A 19752-nucleotide genomic window follows, 5' to 3' on the forward strand; every position below is an offset into this window, starting at 1 on the left:
AGTAGCCAAATTAATTATCATTGATTCAAAATTACTTAGAATAAAGAATGGTGTAGCTTGCTACTGAATAATTTTGCTTTTTATTACACACCCCAGCGAGGGATGTTATGGTCTCCGTAGGAGATACAGACGTTCTTCATTTCCGCGAAGACTTCGAAGCTATACTCGCCACCTTCACGGCCAACACCGGATGCTTTAACACCACCAAATGGCTGACGTAGGTCACGTACGTTTTGGGTATTAACAAACACCATACCGGCTTCGATATTACGAGATAAACGTAAGATTTTGCTCACATCTTGTGTCCAAATATAGGAAGCTAAACCGTATTCGATATCATTTGCCATGCGTAAACCGTCTTCTTCTGACTTAAACGGAATTAAGCAAGCAACTGGACCAAAAATTTCTTCCTGTGCGACACGCATGCTGTTATCAACATCGGCCAGAACAGTTGGGCGTAAGAAGTTACCGTTTCTTAGGTGTGCAGGTAAGTCAGTTGGTTTATCTGGGCCACCAGCTAATAGGGTTGCACCTTCTTCCATACCTAAGCGAATGTAACCAGATACTTTGTTCCAATGTTGTTCGCTGATTAATGCACCGACTTGTGTTTTTGGATCGTTCGGGTCGCCGACGATGAGGCGGTTTGCACGTTCAGCAAAGCGTTTTACAAACTCAGGGTAAATGCTTTCTTGAATGAAGATCCGAGAACCTGCGGTACAACGTTCGCCATTTATTGAGAAAATAGTGAACAGTGCGGCATCTAATGCGCGTTCAATGTCTGCATCTTCAAAAATCAGAACCGGGGATTTTCCGCCTAATTCCATTGAGTATTTTTTCAAGCCTGCATTTTGCATGATGGTGCGGCCAGTGGCGGTACCCCCTGTGAAGGAAACCGCGCGTACATCATGGTGTTTAACTAACGCGTCACCGGCAGTACTACCGTAACCTTGAACCACGTTAAGAACACCCGCAGGGATACCTGCTTCAAGTGCCAGCTCCCCAAGGCGGTTAGCGGACAATGGTGATAATTCAGACATTTTCAACACAGCGGTATTACCCAGCGCTAAACAAGGGGCTGTTTTCCATGTTGCCGTCATAAATGGGACGTTCCATGGGGAAATCAGTGCGCAAACACCAACAGGTTGAACTAAGGTATAGTTCATCATTTTGTCGTCAACTGGGTAGGTACGACCATTCATTTGCTGGCAAATTTCGGCAAAGAATTCAAAGTTATGTGAGGCACGAGGGATCAACACATTTTTAGTTTGATGAATAGGTAAACCAGTATCTTGGGTTTCCATTTCCGCTATTTGAGGGACGTTTTCATCAATGAGTTCACCAAGGCGACGCATTAAGCGAGCGCGCTCTTTCATCGGGGTATTGGCCCATTTAGGAAAGGCATCTTTTGCAGCAGCAACGGCTTGATTGATTTCATCTTGCCCACCAGCCGCGACTTCAGCCAATACTTCGCCAGTTGCTGGGTTGGTGGTTTGAAAATAGTCTTTGCTAGCAACGTTTTTTCCGTTGATCCAATGGTTAATCTTAGTCATTACACTCGTTCCTCATATTCTTTTTCGCTGATAATGGTATTGACTAGTCTGCCAACACCTTCAACTTCAACAATGACTTCGTCGCCCGGTACCACATCAGACAGCCCTTTTGGTGTCCCTGTGGCAATCATGTCCCCCGGTTGCAGTGTCATAAAGTCACTGAGGTAAGCAATTAAAAATGGAATATCGAAAATTAGGTCAGCAGTTGTCCCTTTTTGGCGAAGTTCACCATTAACATAGGTATATAAAGCTAGGTTGTGAGGGTCTTTAACTGCGCTTTTATCGACGATCCAAGGACCAATTGGTGTTAAGGTATCGCGGCTTTTAACACGTAAATTTGGACGATAATAGTTTTCAAGATAGTCGCGGATCGCATAGTCATTACACACGGTGTAACCTGCGACATAATCCATCGCGTCTTCTTTCGATACTTTATGGGCAGCTTTACCAATTACGACCACTAATTCAGACTCATAATGCATATATTCAACATTATCTGGACGGACTGAGACTTGGCGGTGGCCCGTTAAGCTATTTTCAGCTTTAATAAAAATTAGCGGCTCTTCAGGTGGCTTAAACTCTAATTCTGTTGCGTGATCCGCATAATTCAAGCCTAGGGCAAATAAAGTCCCTTGTGCAGGAGGTAACCACACGATATCGGAAGAATCACCAGCAATAACATCCCCGTTTGGTAAGGTTATTTCTTCGTTGTCGCCAACAGTGACGGAATATTCAGTGCCTTTAAACAGAACTTTTGCGCGTTTAGTGATAGTAGACATTATTTTCCTCCTGCTGCCACAACGGTGTTTTTCAGGCTAGGGAAGCCTTCTGCTAGGATGACCACTTCGTCACCCGGTTTGATAGTGACACGTTGTTGTGGCGTGCCTATTAGGATCACGTCCCCTTGTTTTAGGGTGGCAAAGTCGCTTAGTGCTGCCACTAACTCGCTAGCATCGCGGATCAGATCTTTTGTTGACCAACGATCCACTTCCTTACCATTTACTTGAGTGATGATATCGACAGGAGCATTTAGCGAAGTTGTCGCCATTTCACCTATTGGGCAAAAGGTGTCGCGACACTTAGCTTTAATGGCAGGACGATAGAAGGTGTCTTCTGGCAAGCTCACTTCGTTTGCTAGTGCAAACCCTGCAATAAACTGATGTGCATCGGTTTTACTCACTTTACGTGCTTCTTTACCAATGACTAGCGCTAGCGTTGCACCACTTTGAACTTCTTCTCCAATAGGATGGATGATTGGCTCACCTGAGTTAATACGCGTATTACGCGGCTTAATAAACCACACTGGTGTTTTAGGTGGGGTTTTATAAGGGGCTTGCTGGAATGCCTCTAGCCAGTGATTAAGCTGGCTTTGGTGGTTGAGGGCAACGGCAAAAACAGTGCCTTTCATTGACAACTCCTTATGAAAAGAATTTAACTTTCGAGTAATTATTAATATATTAATAAAGTATAATTTTAAAATTAGCAATAGGTTTATGGAAATGTTAATTTTAATTGTGATCGTATTAACATAATCAGATGGCAATGATGCAACCCATTGTTATTGTATGGTTTATTATTTTTGCTATTTTTTATGGTTTACAAATATTTAACTTGTATGTTGTTTTTTAAATTATTTACTCATTAATATTTTAGGGTTTTTCTTTGAGATTGTTATTTGACCGTGCTACTCTTGGTAATAAGTAAATTGGTCGTGTAAAAGTCAGTATAGACAGTGTGCGATTGAACAAAATAACGTCCAATACAGCAAAATGGTAGTCACCGTGAAGCACCTAAATTGGATTAAATAACTTTAATTGAGTGGTGAGTTTTAAGCTTATGCATGAATCATTGACAATTGCATTGTTGCAGGCAAGGGAAACCGCAATGGGGTTCTTTCGGCCAATATTGAAGTCGTATAATTTGACTGAACAGCAATGGCGTATCATTCGGGTTTTAGCTGATAAACGTTCAATTGATTTTCATGAATTATCAGTCCAAACCTGTATTCTTCGTCCAAGTTTAACGGGGATCTTAACCCGTATGGAACGTGAGGGCTTAATTTTCCGCTTAAAACCGTTGAATGACCAACGTAAATTGTATGTCTCTTTGACGCCCGCAGGGCAAGAGCTATATGACAAAGCGCGCCAAGAAGTGGAAGAGGGTTATCAAAAAATAGAGCAGGCCTTTTCTCAGGAAAAAATGCAACGTTTAACCGAGCTATTAGATGAGTTAATTGCATTAGAGAGCCCAGATTATAGTAATATTTCTGCTGATAAGAGAAAGAGCGCCTAAATTTTCGTCATATTTCGAGCTCTAGCTGTGTTGGCTTCTTTCGGCTATTTGGGTCACATACTAATGTATGCTCCCCAAACTATCCTCAATTGCCGCCTTGCTAGAGTTCGAACTATTTAGAAAATTAATTTGTATTCGTTATATTTTGAGCTCTAGCTGTGTTGGCTTCTTTCGGCTATTTGGGTCACATACTAATGTATGCTCCCCAAACTATCCTCAATCGCCGCCTTGCTAGAGTTCGAACTATTTAGAAAATTAATTTGTATTCGTTATATTTTGAGCTCTAGCTGTGTTGGCTTCTTTCGGCTATTTGGGTCACATACTAATGTATGCTCCCCAAACTATCCTCAATCGCCGCCTTGCTAGAGTTCGAACTATTTAGAAAATTAATTTGTATTCGTTATATTTTGAGCTCTAGCTGTGTTGGCTTCTTTCGGCTATTTGGGTCACATACTGATATATTCTCCCCAAACTATCCTCAATCGCCGCCTTGCTAGAGTTCGAACTATTTAGAAAATTAATTTGTATTCGTTATATTTCGAGCTCTAGCTGTGTTGGCTTCTTTCGGCTATTTGGGTCACATACTAATGTATGCTCCCCAAACTATCCTCAATTGCCGCCTTGCTAGAGTTCGAACTAGTTAGAAAATTAATTTGTATTCGTTATATTTCGAGCTCTAGCTGTGTTGGCTTCTTTCGGCTATTTGGGTCACATACTGATATATTCTCCCCAAACTATCCTCAATTGCCGCCTTGCTAGAGTTCGAACTAGTTAGAAAATTAATTTGTATTCGTTATATTTTGAGCTCTAGCTGTGTTGGCTTCTTTCGGCTATTTGGGTCACATACTAATGTATGCTCCCCAAACTATCCTCAATCGCCGCCTTGCTAGAGTTCGAACTATTTAGAAAATTAACCTGTATTCGTTATATTTCGAGCTCTAGCTGTGTTGGCTTCTTTCGGCTATTTGGGTCACATACTGATATATTCTCCCCAAACTATCCTCAATTGCCGCCTTGCTAGAGTTCGAACTAGTTAGAAAATTAACCTGTATTCGTTATATTTCGAGCTCTAGCTGTGTTGGCTTCTTTCGGCTATTTGGGTCACATACTGATATATTCTCCCCAAACTATCCTCAATTGTCCCCTTCCTGCAATTTGAATTATTTAGATACTTAAATGATTCACTTTCCCTGTAGATTCACTGAAGTCGAACTTCACTGATACTTATTAGATAGGTAGTCAATTCCTCACTGTCATGTTCTTTTTTGCAATTGTGAAATTACCTCGATGGCTCTACTTACTAGTGCCAAACTCATCAGTAAAATCACTATCAATAAAATCAATCGATTGATTGTCAGCATATAACAATAATTTTTACCGTTAATGAAGAATTAATCGAAGCAATAAAATAAAAAAATACAAAAAAACGCATTAAAAATAAAAATAAAAATAAAAATATTAAATTTTATTCATGGTGGATATTTTTATCTAAAAACAGTTAATGAGAATGAGTTACATTACTATAACTTTACTATTCATAACGAAAATTTAGATAACATGACAAATCATCAAATTATGCGGCGTTTATTATACTTATCGTTATTCATCATTTCGCCTTATGGCTACACAGAAAATCAATTGCTATCCTCTGCACAGGAAAGCATTCAATTTGAACAGAAACAACGATTGGAATCGGAGTTAACCCAACGTAGCCTATTAGAAAAACAAAGTACAATCCCTATTGAGGATGCATCGCTTCCCCCTAATAAAAATAAAATATGTTTCCCTATCAATGGGATCCAATTTGTCGGCTCAACACGCCTTAGCAGCACAATACAAACCCAATTAACCTCACCTTACTTAAAACGTTGCCTCACGCTAGGTGAAATATATAAGCTTGCCAAGCATGTGACTAATTACTATATAGAACAGGGTTTTATTACTTCTCAAGCCATCATTCCAGAGCAAGATTTATCCTCACATCAATTGCTATTACAAGTTATTGAAGGGCATATTGAAACTATTGAGATTGAAAATTCCCCTGAGCGCTTAGTTCAGCAAATATTTCCTCATCAACAAGGCAAAATATTAAATCTACGGGATATTGAACAGGGACTGGAGCAACTCAACCGATTACCATCTATCAAATACACCATCGATATTCAGCCAGGAACCCAAAATGGCTACTCTCGGATTATTATTCATCAGCAAGGGAATAAATGGCCTATCACTAGCCAACTGAGCCTCGATAACTCAGGTATGAAGGCAATGGGAAAACAGTTGATTACGGGGAGTTTAACGGTAGATTCCCCTTTAGGGTTTGGTGAACAGTGGTCAGCCTCGGCCAATACAGATCTGGATGGAAGTGCATTCCACTATAATCGTTATATCGTTGCTAATCTGAATGTTCCTTATGGCTACTGGTCTTATCGTTATCAATTTTATCGTAATAATACGTTACAGCCATTTTATACATCGGGTCAGCAATACCGTTATGAAGGAAAAAATACTAATCAACAATTTGATATAAACCGCTTAGTTTATCGCGATGGCAAACAGCGCCTAACCCTGCAAGGCAGTTTAAAACATAAAAACGCCAATACTCAGTTAGCTTCCCAAACCCTGAGTATCAGTAGCCCAACCTTAACCTCACTCTCATTTACTCCGCAGTACAGCACCATGCTCGGGCAAGGTTATTTCACGTTTAACCCTGTCGCTGAATGGGGGGTATCCGCCTTTGGTGCCTCACCTGATACTCTCGCGAAAGACTCGCCGCGCAGCCATTACCGAAAATTCACTCTAAGCAGCAGCTACCAGTATTATTTTTCCAATGGTATGACTTATTTAACCTCATTTTACGGTCAATATTCACCTGATAACTTATACGGCATTGAACGCATAAGTATTGGGGGTCAGTACTCTGTTCGTGGCTACCATGAGCAGTCTTTAAGTGGTAACCGAGGCGGGTATTGGCGCAATGAAATTCATAAAGATATCTCGACGACTAGCATTGGGCAGTTTCGTGTAATCAGCGCCTTAGATTATGGTTTTATCGCCTCAGATAAATACCACGTTGAACATAACACCTTAGCGGGGGGAGCCGTTGGCCTCTCTTTTACCGGTAATAGCCTGTTTTATTCTCAGTTTCTACTTAGTAAACCTTTGCATTATCCCTCACAACTTAAACCAGACCATTGGTCGACCTACTGGTCGGTTTCATTCTCTCTGTAGCTTTACGTTTTTAAAGGATTATTTATGCTAAATGAACAACTGCCTTCACGACCTAAGCGGTTATTAAGTTACACCATTATTTTCTTAACCGCTGTCTACCCTTTGCATCCCGCTTGGGGAGCCGCTATGACTGCGGCAGATAAAAACACCCAAGTCACTCAACAAAAGAACGTCCCGATTATTAATATTGCTACGCCGAATGGGGCGGGGGTATCGCATAATAAATTCCAACAATTTAATGTCGATAAACAAGGCGCGGTACTCAATAACGCCACCACTAATGTGAATTCCCAAATCGCAGGGCAGGTTAAAGCTAATGCGAATTTAAAGGGAAACGCCGCCAATCTGATTATCAACGAAGTCACTGGCAGTAGCCGCTCTGAATTACAAGGGAAGTTGGAAGTGGCTGGTAAAGGGGCGAATGTCGTCATTGCCAACCCGAATGGGATTACCTGTAATGGTTGTAGTTTTGTGAATACCCCTGCGATCACTTTGACCACGGGGAAACCCATTCTGGATAACAAGGGCGCATTGTCTGCGGTTGAGGTGAAAAAAGGTAGTGTGGTTATCGGGGCAAATGGCATGAATGCGCAAGCGCAAACCTATGCCGATATTATTAGCCGTGCCACAGAACTGAATGGGCAAATTAAAGCCAAAAACCTGACCTTGATGCAAGGTGCTAACCGTATTGATTTTCAAAAAGGTACCGTGACACCGATTGCCGGTGAAGGGGCAAAACCGAGTGTCTCAATCGATACTAAGGCGCTAGGGGGGATGTATGCTAACCAAGTTAAATTGGTCAGCACGGAGGCAGGGGTGGGGGTTAACCTCAGCAATGTGCAAACTAATCAAAATGACCTAACGTTAACTGTCGATGGCAAAATTACCCTTGCAGGCAATATCCAAGGTAAAAAAGACATTAATGTCAGCACCAAAAATCTGCAAATTAACACCAATGCTAAAGTGAATGCCATCAAGGACATCACATTAGCCACCAACACCCTCACCAATAATGGGAAAGTTATCGCCGGTAAGGATATACGTGTCTTTGCTGACAAAGTCAGTAATACGGGTAATAACGCACTGATTCAGGCACAAGATAATCTGTGGATGCAAAAAAATGCCAAAGGGGATTTGAGTACCCTGATTGAGAATAAGTCAGGGACAATAAAGACCAATGCGGGGGATTTGGTTGTTAGAACTAAGAAACTAACGAATACAGTAATGGCATCCCCCATAAAAATTTCCAATATCGATGCAACTACCAGTGATAGAAATGGCACTTATGTATCTTCTTTTTTTGGTACTAGGCAGGGAGTTGTATCAATTATTTCACTCTATCCTCGATTAGAAAGTTTTCCCTATAAAAAATGGTTTGGGGAAATGGATTTTATCAACAGTGACAGCATTAATGTTGAGCGAAAACAGTATTTGGGTCTAGGAAACATTGGGACTATAACATCAGGAAAGAATACCTATATTAACGCAAATAATTTAGTTAGTGACTTTGGAAAAATTGCTGCAAAAAACAATGTGATATTGACTGGGCAAAATGCATCAATATCCTCTTTTGATTCAGGGAAATTAGATCTTTGGTATAAATACGATACATCTAATGCAGATTTAGGAAAATTTGCAGATGAAAGTGAGGATAATGGAACTTATGATATTTTTTATGTTAGTGAGCCAGTAGATTTTAAATTAATCGATAAATTTTATTCTTGGGCGCCTGAAACTTTAAACTATAAAACGATATCAGCTGGAAATAATGTTGTCCTTGATTTTAAAAATACTATTAATCTTGAAAGTAAACTTCCTAATACTGATAAGCCCGTTGCAAAAATAGTACAAATAGGGAATCCTTCTTTTGCTATTACTGCCAAAAATATTATCTTAAATTCTAATAATATAAATATTTCCTCTAACTTACAGTCTGAAAATGATCTGTCTATTATCGCAGGTCAAAACATCAATATTCATAATGCACAGCTCGCTGCAAAACAATCACAAAGCCTAATTGCGAATAATGACCTTAATCTTAAACAAGTCAACTTAACCGCTAAAGACGGTACCTTAATTGCGAGAAATGGCAGTATTCAGTATAACTTGAATCCTATCTCTGCTTTTAAGGGGAATGTGTTATCGCCCCCGGTCCTTAACGCATCGAACTCATTAAATATACAAGCCGGTAAAAACGTTACATTTGATAATGTGCAGTTAGCCAAAACGAATAAACTCTCTATCAGTGCCAATGACAATATTATTATTCGTCGCGATGAATCCAATTTAATGAAACTCGCAGCTTCAGAGCCTGCTGCCAATATCAATGCGTTACTCACAAAAATAGGAAACTGGGCTAGTTCGGGGGAAATAAACCTCACCGCAGGTAAAAATATTGAAGCGCGTGGCATTGCCTTCAACAGTGGAAAATCACTGTCATTCAATGCAGGACAAGATATTTTATTAGGCTCAAAATCTATTAAAGATGTTGATAATATATTTAAAACCAATCGCTACCCAGAGCTGCGCTCTCAACTTATTGCGAATGGTAATATTACGTTAAATGCGGCACGTGATATTGACTTGCAATCCGCCAATCTCCAATCAAAAGATAAAATTACTGCAATTTCAGGCCGTGATATTAAATTAACGGCTACCGCTTATTCCGCCATTCCCAACCCCAACGAAGACAATCAAGATGTACGTTATGTGACCTCGACACTCTCCGGTGATAAAGGTGTCACACTAGCCTCCAATGGTGCATTGACCGCACAAGGTAGCACAATTAAATCCCTAGGTGACATCACACTCTCAAGTGGGGGAAATGTACGCTTAGAGTCTGTCAAAACGAATTATCGAAAACAATCAGGTAAACGATTTGAAGAGTTATATCGCCAGATAGGTACTGAAATTAACAGCGGTAAAACCCTGACCATTTTGTCTGAGGGGAGCATTCTTTTCCAAGCGTCTCGCCTCGTCGCCAAAGGGGCAATGGATATTGCAGCAAAAGGCGGATATCTCTATGCGCAAGCGATGGAGGAAACTAGTTACTTCGAAGAGTATAAAAAGAAATGCAATCGATGGACGCTTTGTATTACTAAAAAGGAAGTTAGAAAAACACGTAGTGATAAAACCAATAAAGTCACTGAATTTACCGCAGGCGGCGATATTAATTTGTACGCCAAAGATGATGTGACGTTAGAAGCCACTAAAATTAATGCGGGCAAGAATGCCAAAATCACCAGCCAAACAGGCAAGGTCAATTTTAAAGCTGTCAAAAATTCGCAATTTGAACAGGTAATTACAAATTCTAAAGGGTTTTATATCACTCAACGCAACAAAGGGTATACCTCAGATAAATGGGTTTTACCTGCATTGCATATTGGTGGAAAACTGACTGTTGATGCGAATAAAGGGATTACTGCGGATGTTAAAACCAAAAATAATCAAAGCTAACAAAATGCCCTGAATGCTCTAGGTCAAACAGAAGGCACCAAATGGTTAGCGGGTCTAAAAGACCGCAAGGATGTGCAATGGGGATTGGTTCAAGATGCGTATGACAGTTGGGATTATAAAAGCCAAAGCTTAAATCCAGTGGCGTCAGCGTTAATCATGATAACCGTTGCGGCGATGACGTCAGGTACGGCATCACAGTTTGCAGCTTGGGCAGCGTCTGGATCTAGCGGAACTACTGCAACAGTCATTTCCGGCGCAGCCTATTCAGGCATGACAGCACTTTCCACACAAGCCGCAGTCGCATTGGCTGAAAACCAAGGGAATCTATCCAAAACTCTGAATTCATTGGGCAAAAGCGATGTCGTCAAATCAATCATCACCCAGATGGTGATTTCAGGAGCGCTCAATGGCCTAGATATAAAAATGGGGTGGACTAAAGGTAATCCAGCAGATGCTAAATTACCGCTATTAAGCAATGGAGATTGGGGTAAAGTTGCCCAGCGTGTTGCAGCTCAATCGGTAATTAGCTCAACAGTGAATACCACAATACAAGGTGGCAGTTTTACTGATAACTTTAAGACTGCCTTACTCAGTAATATTGGAAATCAGATTAATGCTGAGGGTGCTCGACTTATTGGCGACAATGGGGAGATTCTAGGCCATACAGGAAAACTATTAAGTCACTCTGTTGTTTCGGGTGTAAGTGCTGAAATTGCTGGTGGAGATGCGAAAGGTGCAGTTGTTGGTGCACTAGCAGCAGAGTTGGCTGCAATAACATTAAACAGTAAATTGTTTGAGCCAAAATATATCAATGAGCAAGAAAGACAAATCGCATTACTACAAGATGCTATTAAGGGGAATGATGCCAAAACTCAATTCACTAAAGTATTAGGTGGATTTGCAGGGGCATTAATTACCCATAAGCCAGAAGGGGCTTTTTCTGCCGCTAATTCTGCTGAGCTGGTTTATACGTACAATTATACAGAGCATCAACTACAGCAAATAATTATAGAGAACAATCTGGATATGATGGCAGCAGCTAAAGGAGATAAAGCTGCCGCACAAAGAGTTGCTGCAAGAGAACAAGCAGCTGGAGTAGTGGGTTTAGTTGCCGTCGGCGGGGTTGTCATCATACTCGGAGGTGAAATAGTTGTTGCCGCGACTCCACAAATTGCGGAAGGGTTAAAATTAGGCTTTGCTGGATGTAAAGCTAGCGTCAGTTTCTGCGCGACTAAGCTAGGCTTGGTAGCAGCCGATATAGCAGCACCTGAAGCTGCTATATCGACAACCGCAATTGGAGGAGCGGGCTATAAAGTCGTAGTGAATTCTGAAGAGGCACTTAAATCATTAAAAAATATAATACCAACCACCTCAAAAGAGCTATTGACTTCAGGTAAGCTTAATATCTCGAAATTAACCCCCATCATAGAAAAAGAGCAGTTGCACGCCTCTGCGACTAACAAACTGATCGCAGAGATTAATAGACTCCCGTCTAAGACTCAGGCTGCAAATACAGCCACCATGATAGGTGCGTATGATCCTGTGACGGGGAAGATAGCTATTGGATATAGCGATGGTAAAATTTCAGCTGAAATGCTGAATAAGGACACTGTAATTTATGTTGAGAACCAACTCGGTGTTAAAATAGGTGAATATACAACATTTTGTAAAAATACAGTTGGCTCTTGTGCTGAGGTATCAGCCGCGGACTCGTTGATTCGCCAAGGAGTTAAGCCAGAAAATATCCGATTTACCCAAGCAGTCAGGCCAAGAGAGGTTTGGGGAAAAGATACAATTCCGCTAAAAGCAATAAAAGAAACATGTGATAATTGCTTAGTTACATGGCCAACAGGAGTAGATAAATGAGTATGTTAGATATTAATTGGAAACCTAGCTTTGGTTCGGTTTTTACTTGGTTTGCCATGGATAAAAATGGAAAAATCGCAGTCATGATTAATAATGGTTTTGGTGATTTACCTAAATCGTTACTGGCGATTAGTAATGTTACAGAACTATTGAATAATTTAAATGAATTTATGTGGGAAGAATCAGCAACTTTTGTAAACTATCCCCTTGATAAAGGTGGCTTAGCTATTTTAGATTTATATTCATCATGTCTTTATCGACATCTATCTTCGAAAAAAGAAGTTGAAGAGTGTATAGAAAGCGAGTTAATGACTTCGGGGCATTACAGTGATACTAATCTGTCAGTCAATAAAGGCTTTTTTATTTATCAAGCTATAGAAGGCAATAACCCTGGAGATGATTACCCTGTCGGCTATGATGGTGAAACTAAGATGGGAGATTATTTCCGTTATTTGATGCCGACTATTTATGCTTCAGTTGAAGACTTTCCCAAAGAGTTGCGCCATGGAATTGCGGTATCTGATACCATTGATTTCACTGTAGACCAGTTATTCGATAACGACAAAATTAGTGAATATTTTCCTCGTATGTACCATGATTAAAGTTAGGAAAGTATTATAAATAACCGCCATCTTTACGTAAAGATGGCGGTTACTGCGGTATAAACTTTAGTCTCTAATGACTAAGTTCTTTTTTAATGCTACTTACCCAATAAGTGTAAGAAATGAATATGTTTTTCATATTGGTCAAGAATATCGTGAATGATTTGTTCTTTAGCCCAACCCATCACATCATAATCTTGCCCACCTTCTTTTAGGTGGATTTCAGCACGGTAGTAACGTTGTTCTTCATTTTTCTCTTCATCAATTTCATCCCCCATACCTGCTAAGGCAAAAGAAGGTTGAATATAGTAACGAAGGCGAACTTCATATAAAAAGTTCATATCATTACCTAAATCCACTTCAAACCCGATCCGGTCATCTCTGTCGGTGTGGATATGGCAAACCGTCCCTTGCTTCTCGAGTTCCTCTGATACCATTTCCATTGAAGGTTTCACGGATTCCTCGATAAAACGCTTAACATGTGAACGCTTAGGGAAATAAACGATATTACGTAAGCGACGCTGCCACGGTATAGGATTACGGCTTGCTGTAGGAGCGATCGTTGCGAGCTGTTGGCTATCGCGTTTGTAGGCATCGACACGCAATGCTTTAAACAAACCATAAATAGAGACTAACAAGACCATAGCAAATGGTAATGCACTCGCAATCGTCAGCGTTTGCAAGGCTTGTAAACCACCAGCGAGTAGCATAGTGATAGCAACAATACCCATCAGGGCTGCCCAGAAGATACGCTGCCAAATAGGGGTATTTGAATCACCACCTGAGGCAAGGGTATCAACAACCATTGCACCTGAGTCCGCCGAAGTCACAAAGAACACAATGACCATCAGCATGGCGCAAAATGACAATACAGTAGAAAAAGGAAAGTAAGTTAAAAATTCAAATAAGGCGAGAGAAACATCAGATTGTACGGTTTCCGCTAACTTAGTAGCTCCCTGATTTTTAATTAAATCAATCGCAGTATTACCAAAGAACGTCATCCACATTAAAGTGAAACCGGCAGGAACAAACAGTACTCCAGTAACAAATTCACGGATAGTACGCCCACGAGAAATACGAGCGATAAACATCCCTACAAATGGAGACCATGATAACCACCAACCCCAATACAAGAGAGTCCATCCCCCTAACCAACTACTTGATTTGGGTTCATAAGCGTAAAGATTAAAGGTTTTAGTGACGATCTCTGATAGGTAGCCACCTGTGTTCTCAACAAACGATTTCAACAGTAATACTGTTGGGCCTAAAATAAGAACAAGGAGCAACAATAGGAAGGCTAAACCAAGGTTGAGTTCAGATAAAATACGGATACCTTTATCTAACCCTGAGACCACCGAGATAGTCGCTAAGCCTGTAAAAGCAATAATTAACCCAACTTGCACCATTTCATTAACGGGCAGACCAAATAAGTGGTTCATCCCCGCATTGACTTGTAAAACACCAAAACCGAGCGATGTGGCGACACCAAATACGGTACCGACAACCGCAAAAACATCGACAGCGTGACCAATTGGGCCATAAATACGCTCGCCAATAATAGGATAAAGAGCGGAGCGTAAAGTAAGAGGAAGCCCATGGCGATAGCTAAAAAAGGCTAAAATTAATGCAACTATGGCGTAAATCGCCCAAGCGTGTAACCCCCAATGGAAAAAGGTTAATCGCATGGCATCTTTAGCGGCTTCAACGGTTTGGGGATCACCAATAGGTGGGTTCAGATAATGCATTACTGGTTCAGCAACACCAAAGAACATCAAACCAATACCCATACCAGCGGAAAATAGCATGGCAAACCATGAAACATAGCTAAAATTTGGCTGTGCGTGATCCGGTCCTAATTTTATTTGCCCATAACGAGAGAGTCCCAGATAAGTCACACTCAATAGAACAATCGCAACAGCAAGGATATAGAACCAGCTGGCGTTATTAAATAAATTTTGTTGAAGATGACTTAGATGAGATTCTGCAACTTGGGGCATTAAGGCAGCAAAGCCAACAATGACCAAAATAACAATTGCGGAGCTATAAAATACTGGGGGACTAATTTTGGAGCGAACTTTTTTAGAATCATCATTTATTTGACTCATAACAACCTTCTTTTGTTTTATTTTATTTTTGGCATACCAATAGAGACAAAGTATGCAACCTGCTGTCCTTCTTAATGAAACAATGGATAATTGTGAAAGGTTTCCTAAGGAAACAAAGTAGAAAGAACAATAAATACATCGTGTTAATAGCAGTAAAAACGGCTAAAAGCAGTGATTAATTTTGAGCCTTGAACCCTCTTTAGTGTAAAAAATCAGGCGGACATACTGCCACGATATGGATAAATGATCAACAACAGCGGGAAATAAAATAAGGATGTAATAAAAATATCATGTTAATTATCATATTATTAATAAGTTATAATGTAATATTTACATTCTTTATGGAGAAGTTAATCGAAATAGATAAAACAAGCGGTTTTTTACGTAAAAACGATAAGTTAGCAGTGAGATTAACAGAATTATCGTAGCTGGCTGTCTTTACTTCCACGGCGGTTATAGCCGCTATACGCAGCGTTTTTTTTATCCAATTCATTTTGGCAGCTGATACACAACCTGACCCCTGGTAAGGCTAAACGACGGGCTTCAGGAATGGTTTCGCCGCACTCTTCACAAATCTCAGCACTTTCACCTGAATGTAACTGGCTACGAGCTTTGGTGATTGCGTCATCTAATGTTGCATCAATTTGTTCTTGAACGGCATTTTCATTTGCCCAGCCATTCGCCATAAGAAACCTCTATTTGTTTAATTATTGACCTAATATTAATATAGAGGCGAGAAAATTAAATTCAAGGTCAATTATTGTTCTAAAGAGCGAGTCATATAGATGTGGTCCATTCCGTCTTCATCGTACATTTCCCCCTCTGTTTGGTACTTTAAAGAGTGATAAAACTCGATGGCAGTATGTTGTGCAGAAAGGCCTATTTTTTTGAAATGATGTTGTTGTGCGTAATGCTCAACAAATTTCATGAGTTCGCGGCCTAGCCCTTTTCCTCTATGCTGTTTTTGTACCGCAACACGGCCCACTTTGACTAACCCGGTCTCTTCAAACAGAATGCAACGTAACACTGCTGCTGGGTGTTGATTAAGGTACAAAACGACATGCAAGGCAGTATCATCATATTCATCAACATCGATGTCAGCAGGGAAGCCTTGTTAGTGGGTAAAGACTTGTTGGCGTAGGTCAAATGCATCTTCCACGAGTTTGGGGATTGCATGTCCAAGGCTATATTTAATTTGCATGAAAAATCCTGATATCGACGTTATAAAAGAAACCCCACTATATAACGAGATAACCATTAAGTAAGGAAGGTTTTAGTACTTTTATTGTTACGAAAAATAAAAAATGGGAAATGCAGGCATTTAAGCCTGCATTTAAGGTTGCAGATAAGGTGAGAGTATAGGCGTTTGATTTATTGATTAATCAAAGCTTATTCCTGTTTTTAGCGTTACTAAAACTTATTTCTCATCTGTTTTAGCATCGTTTTCGGCTTTGAGTGACTCCGTTTTCTCTTTCACATCGGTGGCCATTTCATCCGCTTTATTGATAGCATCTGTTTTGACTTCTTGGCCAAACTCAGCCGTGTTTTGCTTTAATTCCTCGGTCTTATTTTTTACATCTTCAGAGAGTTCATTTGCTTTTTGCTGACCATCTTCTTTTAGCTGTTGTGCTTTTTCTTCAGCTTGCTTAACCGTATCATTCCCTTTGGATGCGTCATCACAGCCTGCTATGGCCGTCATAATGCCAGCAAAAAATAGTGAGGCGATAACTTTCGTATTCATAAACATATCCTTAGTATTAAAGGGGTGATTGAAATCATGCAAATGCATTAATCATAATGCTCATATTTAAATATAGTTGAAAGTAAAATTGTTATAAAACAAATTAATGATTTTTTGAAAGGTTAATATAAATTAGGGTAGATAAAGAGACTTGATGGCCGACTTGGTTGAAAGGCAAATAAAATATTTTAATGGTTAAGTCGGTCATGTAGACATATAAGTAAGCAAACCAGCTAAAATGATGAATAGCTGTCGGTTTACAAACGATAAAAATATATTTTTAATTGAGATAATAGAGGGATAGCAATATGACGTACTATTATTCGTTTATCATTTTGAAGTTTATTATTGGTTTCGCTATTGTTATCACACATATGAATTTATCAGGAAAGACTCAGCTTTCCCAGATGACACCAATTGATTTTATTGGCAATTTTGTGCTTGGGGGAATAATTGGTGGGGTCATTTACAGTGATACTATCCCTCTTTATCAGTATATTACTATTTTAATAATTGGTGTTTTATTTATTAGCTCTTTGAATTTTCTAACAAAAAAGTTTAATTTTTTTCGTAATGTTGCAATTGGTAATCCCATACCAATCATCAAAAAAGGGCAGTTCATTATGGAAAATATCTTAAAAAAAGGAAATAAAATCGACATTATTAATATTTCTTCACGGATACACGCCCAAGGTATTCACTCATTTCAAGAAATTTATTATGCACAAATAGAGCCTGATGGGCAGCTAACGGTTATTTGTGATGAAAAAAATATGCCTTCGGTGATCTTGATGAAAGATGGCATCGTTAGAAATAGCGAGTTAGATTCTATTGAAAGGGATGAAGAATGGCTAATGCAGCAAATTGAATTACAAGGAATTGCTTCTGTCGATGATATTTTCTTAGCTGAATTTTGGCGCGGAGAAGTTAGTTTTATTTTACGAGATGGTAAGATAAACCGTAAAAATAGCCATGAATTAAAAATTATTGCATAAAGCAAGTAAGTAGATGAAGCAAACCTCATCTACTTACCCTCATATTATTTCTTCAAATCATCATAAAGCATCAGTGATGATTTATTTTCAGGGTCGCCTATATAACGGGGTTGCGGTTTAAACTCATTGTTAAATAAGCTTTTTTGAGATTCAAACCCAGTATAATTTAACCCAGCTAAGTCAGACCATGCATAGATAAAATCCATAGTACTAAATGGGCGAGTTGTTTTATCATTTAAATCAAATTGATGGGTATTCAACCACTCAGGGGACTGCCAAACAAGGAAAGGAACATTGTAAATGACTTTACTTGGTTTGCCTTCACTACGCCCTAGCATTTTGTGTGGCGGTGTATCGTAGACATCTTCACCGTGGTCGGAGAAAAAGACTAAAAAGCCATTTTCTTTTGAAGAATCAAAGTCTTTAATTAATGTTGAAACAACATAATCATTATAATGTTGTGCATTATCATAAGCGTTATAATCGTTTACTTCATCTTCATTAAGGTTTTTGGGGACAACATCGTCTTTCCCTTTAAATATGGCTTTTTCTTCCGGATAGCGGAATTCATAGCGCATATGCGTCCCTAATAGGTGTACAACAATGAATTTTTTCTCAGCAGGATCAGCGAGCGCTTCTTTAAACGGAGCAAAGACCACGTCATCGTATATACGCGAGCTTTGTGCCATATCATTATTGAGGTAATACTGTTTATCCGTTTGGCGAGAGAACGCTGTAAGTAACGTATTACGCTCGGTCATCGTTTGCTGATTGGTGATCCAGAACGTTTTAAAACCTGCTTGTTTCATCATGTTCATGATGGAGGGGCGGGAATTAAATAGCTCCGGTTCTGTTTGAGTTGCAAAGGTGAGAATTTGTTGTAATGCTTCAATGGTGTAAGGACGCGATGTCACGACATCATTAAATACTGACAAATTTGTTGGGTAATCCCTAGCGAGCTCATCTAATTCAGGCGTTGTTGGGCGTGTGTAGCCGTATAAACTCATTCTATCACGGCTGGTGGATTCACCGATAACCAACACAAATGTCCGAGGAGTGTTACCATTCGCATCGACGAAGTTTTCTAATGGTGGGATCTTGCTATTATCGCGAATGAGCTCTTCCATATTCGCAAGTTGGTTCTTATATAATAAGTAACCACTCACAAACTGCCATGGAGCTGCGTATGCCAGTTTACTATTCACATAAGAGGCGACATTGGCTATTGGGCGGTCTTGCTTAATTCCTTTATTATAATAAGGGATACCAAACAGAATAATTAAAATCAGTAATGAGATACCGATTCGCCCTGATTTTGGAAGTGTAACTGGTTTTAGGCGTGTCCAAAGAAAAATAGCAACGACAGTATAAGCCAGTATTACACCAACCACTTTGAAACTAAAATATTGTTTAAGAAACTCCCCAGCTTCATTGGTGTTGGTTTCAAACATCACAAACATAACACTTTGTGATATTTGGTGCCCATAAACAACAAAATAGGCGAGAGCAACCACAGAAGATAGCCACAGGACGATACCTATCAGCCCTGCAACCAGCTTAATTTTTTTTGGAAAAAGTAAGGCGGGGATTAGCCAAAGGGAGCTGTAAAGTAATGAGTCCCTTAAGCCGATAGAGTTGCTTTGCCCAGTAACAAGCACATATAGCTGTAATAATGACGAAAAATACCAAAAGTAGATTAATAACCAGAACAAAGAGATCCAGCTAAACCTTGCAGAGCGTGTAGTGTTAACCATAGTTTTGTAAACTCTTGTTTTCTATTATCGTTAAGTCACATTGAAAAATAATTGGGAAATCGGTGTTTAGATAAAAAGGTGTAAATTAAGTTCAAAAATATGTTATCTATCAATAAGGATTTCTTAATTTTTCTTTGTTTTTTTCATGTTAGCAAATAGC

14 protein-coding genes are annotated in these 19752 nt (G+C 39.6%); 6 read left to right on the plus strand and 8 right to left on the minus strand.

The annotated features are described in order from the left end of the window. Nucleotides 1–83: 83 nt before the first annotated feature. From hpaE to ABE954_RS04270, 3 genes are read right to left on the minus strand one after another with little or no spacing between them, the layout of a single operon-like run. On the minus strand, nt 84–1550 hold the full coding sequence (hpaE, locus tag ABE954_RS04260) for a 5-carboxymethyl-2-hydroxymuconate semialdehyde dehydrogenase (protein WP_042846849.1): 1467 nt from the start codon (nt 1548–1550) through the stop codon (nt 84–86). Further along, nucleotides 1550–2329 carry a fumarylacetoacetate hydrolase family protein gene (locus tag ABE954_RS04265; protein ID WP_042846848.1) on the minus strand — a complete coding sequence of 260 codons (780 nt, stop codon included), beginning with the start codon at nt 2327–2329 and terminating at the stop codon, nt 1550–1552. The genes hpaE and ABE954_RS04265 overlap by 1 nt, the downstream gene beginning before the upstream one ends. After that, nucleotides 2329–2958: a fumarylacetoacetate hydrolase family protein gene (locus ABE954_RS04270; protein ID WP_042846847.1), complete on the minus strand. Its 630-nt coding sequence runs from the start codon at nt 2956–2958 to the stop codon at nt 2329–2331. The genes ABE954_RS04265 and ABE954_RS04270 overlap by 1 nt, the downstream gene beginning before the upstream one ends. Nucleotides 2959–3386: 428 nt before the next feature. Here ABE954_RS04270 and hpaR point away from each other — a divergent pair, with 428 nt between their 5' ends. From hpaR to ABE954_RS04295, 5 genes are all read left to right on the plus strand, one after another. Further along, nucleotides 3387–3842 (plus strand): homoprotocatechuate degradation operon regulator HpaR, encoded by a 456-nt coding sequence (gene hpaR / locus ABE954_RS04275; RefSeq protein ID WP_042846846.1) that lies wholly within the window; start codon nt 3387–3389, stop codon nt 3840–3842. Between the two features lie 1557 nt (nt 3843–5399). Then, nucleotides 5400–7073 carry a ShlB/FhaC/HecB family hemolysin secretion/activation protein gene (locus ABE954_RS04280; protein ID WP_210814536.1) on the plus strand — a complete coding sequence of 558 codons (1674 nt, stop codon included), beginning with the start codon at nt 5400–5402 and terminating at the stop codon, nt 7071–7073. Nucleotides 7074–7097: 24 nt separating this feature from the next. Next, nucleotides 7098–10529 (plus strand): filamentous hemagglutinin N-terminal domain-containing protein, encoded by a 3432-nt coding sequence (locus tag ABE954_RS04285; RefSeq protein ID WP_371025734.1) that lies wholly within the window; start codon nt 7098–7100, stop codon nt 10527–10529. Nucleotides 10530–10601: 72 nt separating this feature from the next. After that, complete coding sequence (locus ABE954_RS04290; RefSeq protein ID WP_371025735.1) at nt 10602–12395, plus strand: DUF637 domain-containing protein; 1794 nt, start codon at nt 10602–10604, stop codon at nt 12393–12395. Then, nucleotides 12392–12997, plus strand: a complete 606-nt coding sequence (locus ABE954_RS04295) for a hypothetical protein (RefSeq protein WP_048608298.1) — start codon at nt 12392–12394, stop codon at nt 12995–12997. Before ABE954_RS04290 ends, ABE954_RS04295 begins: the two co-directional genes overlap by 4 nt. A gap of 98 nt (nt 12998–13095) precedes the next feature. Here the strand turns inward: ABE954_RS04295 and ABE954_RS04300 are convergent, their stop codons facing one another. The 4 genes from ABE954_RS04300 to ABE954_RS04315 form a co-directional block, all read right to left on the minus strand. Next, nucleotides 13096–15102 (minus strand): choline BCCT transporter BetT, encoded by a 2007-nt coding sequence (locus ABE954_RS04300; RefSeq protein ID WP_042846844.1) that lies wholly within the window; start codon nt 15100–15102, stop codon nt 13096–13098. A gap of 419 nt (nt 15103–15521) precedes the next feature. Further along, nucleotides 15522–15788 (minus strand): DksA/TraR family C4-type zinc finger protein, encoded by a 267-nt coding sequence (locus tag ABE954_RS04305; RefSeq protein WP_042846843.1) that lies wholly within the window; start codon nt 15786–15788, stop codon nt 15522–15524. Nucleotides 15789–15859: 71 nt separating this feature from the next. After that, a complete protein-coding gene (locus ABE954_RS04310; RefSeq protein WP_371025736.1) occupies nt 15860–16168 on the minus strand; it encodes a GNAT family N-acetyltransferase in 309 nt (102 codons plus the stop codon). Between the two features lie 351 nt (nt 16169–16519). Beyond that, complete coding sequence (locus ABE954_RS04315; protein ID WP_042846841.1) at nt 16520–16843, minus strand: hypothetical protein; 324 nt, start codon at nt 16841–16843, stop codon at nt 16520–16522. A 308-nt stretch (nt 16844–17151) separates the two neighbouring features. On the opposite strand from ABE954_RS04315, the gene ABE954_RS04320 reads away from it, so the two are divergent. Then, the gene (locus ABE954_RS04320) at nt 17152–17838 is read left to right on the plus strand and encodes a DUF421 domain-containing protein (protein WP_042846840.1); all 687 of its coding nucleotides are present in this window, start codon (nt 17152–17154) and stop codon (nt 17836–17838) included. 44 nt (nt 17839–17882) lie between these two features. Here ABE954_RS04320 and cptA read toward each other — a convergent pair whose 3' ends face one another. Beyond that, nucleotides 17883–19592, minus strand: a complete 1710-nt coding sequence (gene cptA / locus ABE954_RS04325; protein WP_042846839.1) for a phosphoethanolamine transferase CptA — start codon at nt 19590–19592, stop codon at nt 17883–17885. Nucleotides 19593–19752: the final 160 nt, after the last annotated feature.

The organism is Providencia sp. TYF-12 (assembly GCF_041344805.1).
In the GTDB taxonomy this organism is placed as follows: Bacteria; Pseudomonadota; Gammaproteobacteria; order Enterobacterales; family Enterobacteriaceae; genus Providencia; species Providencia huashanensis.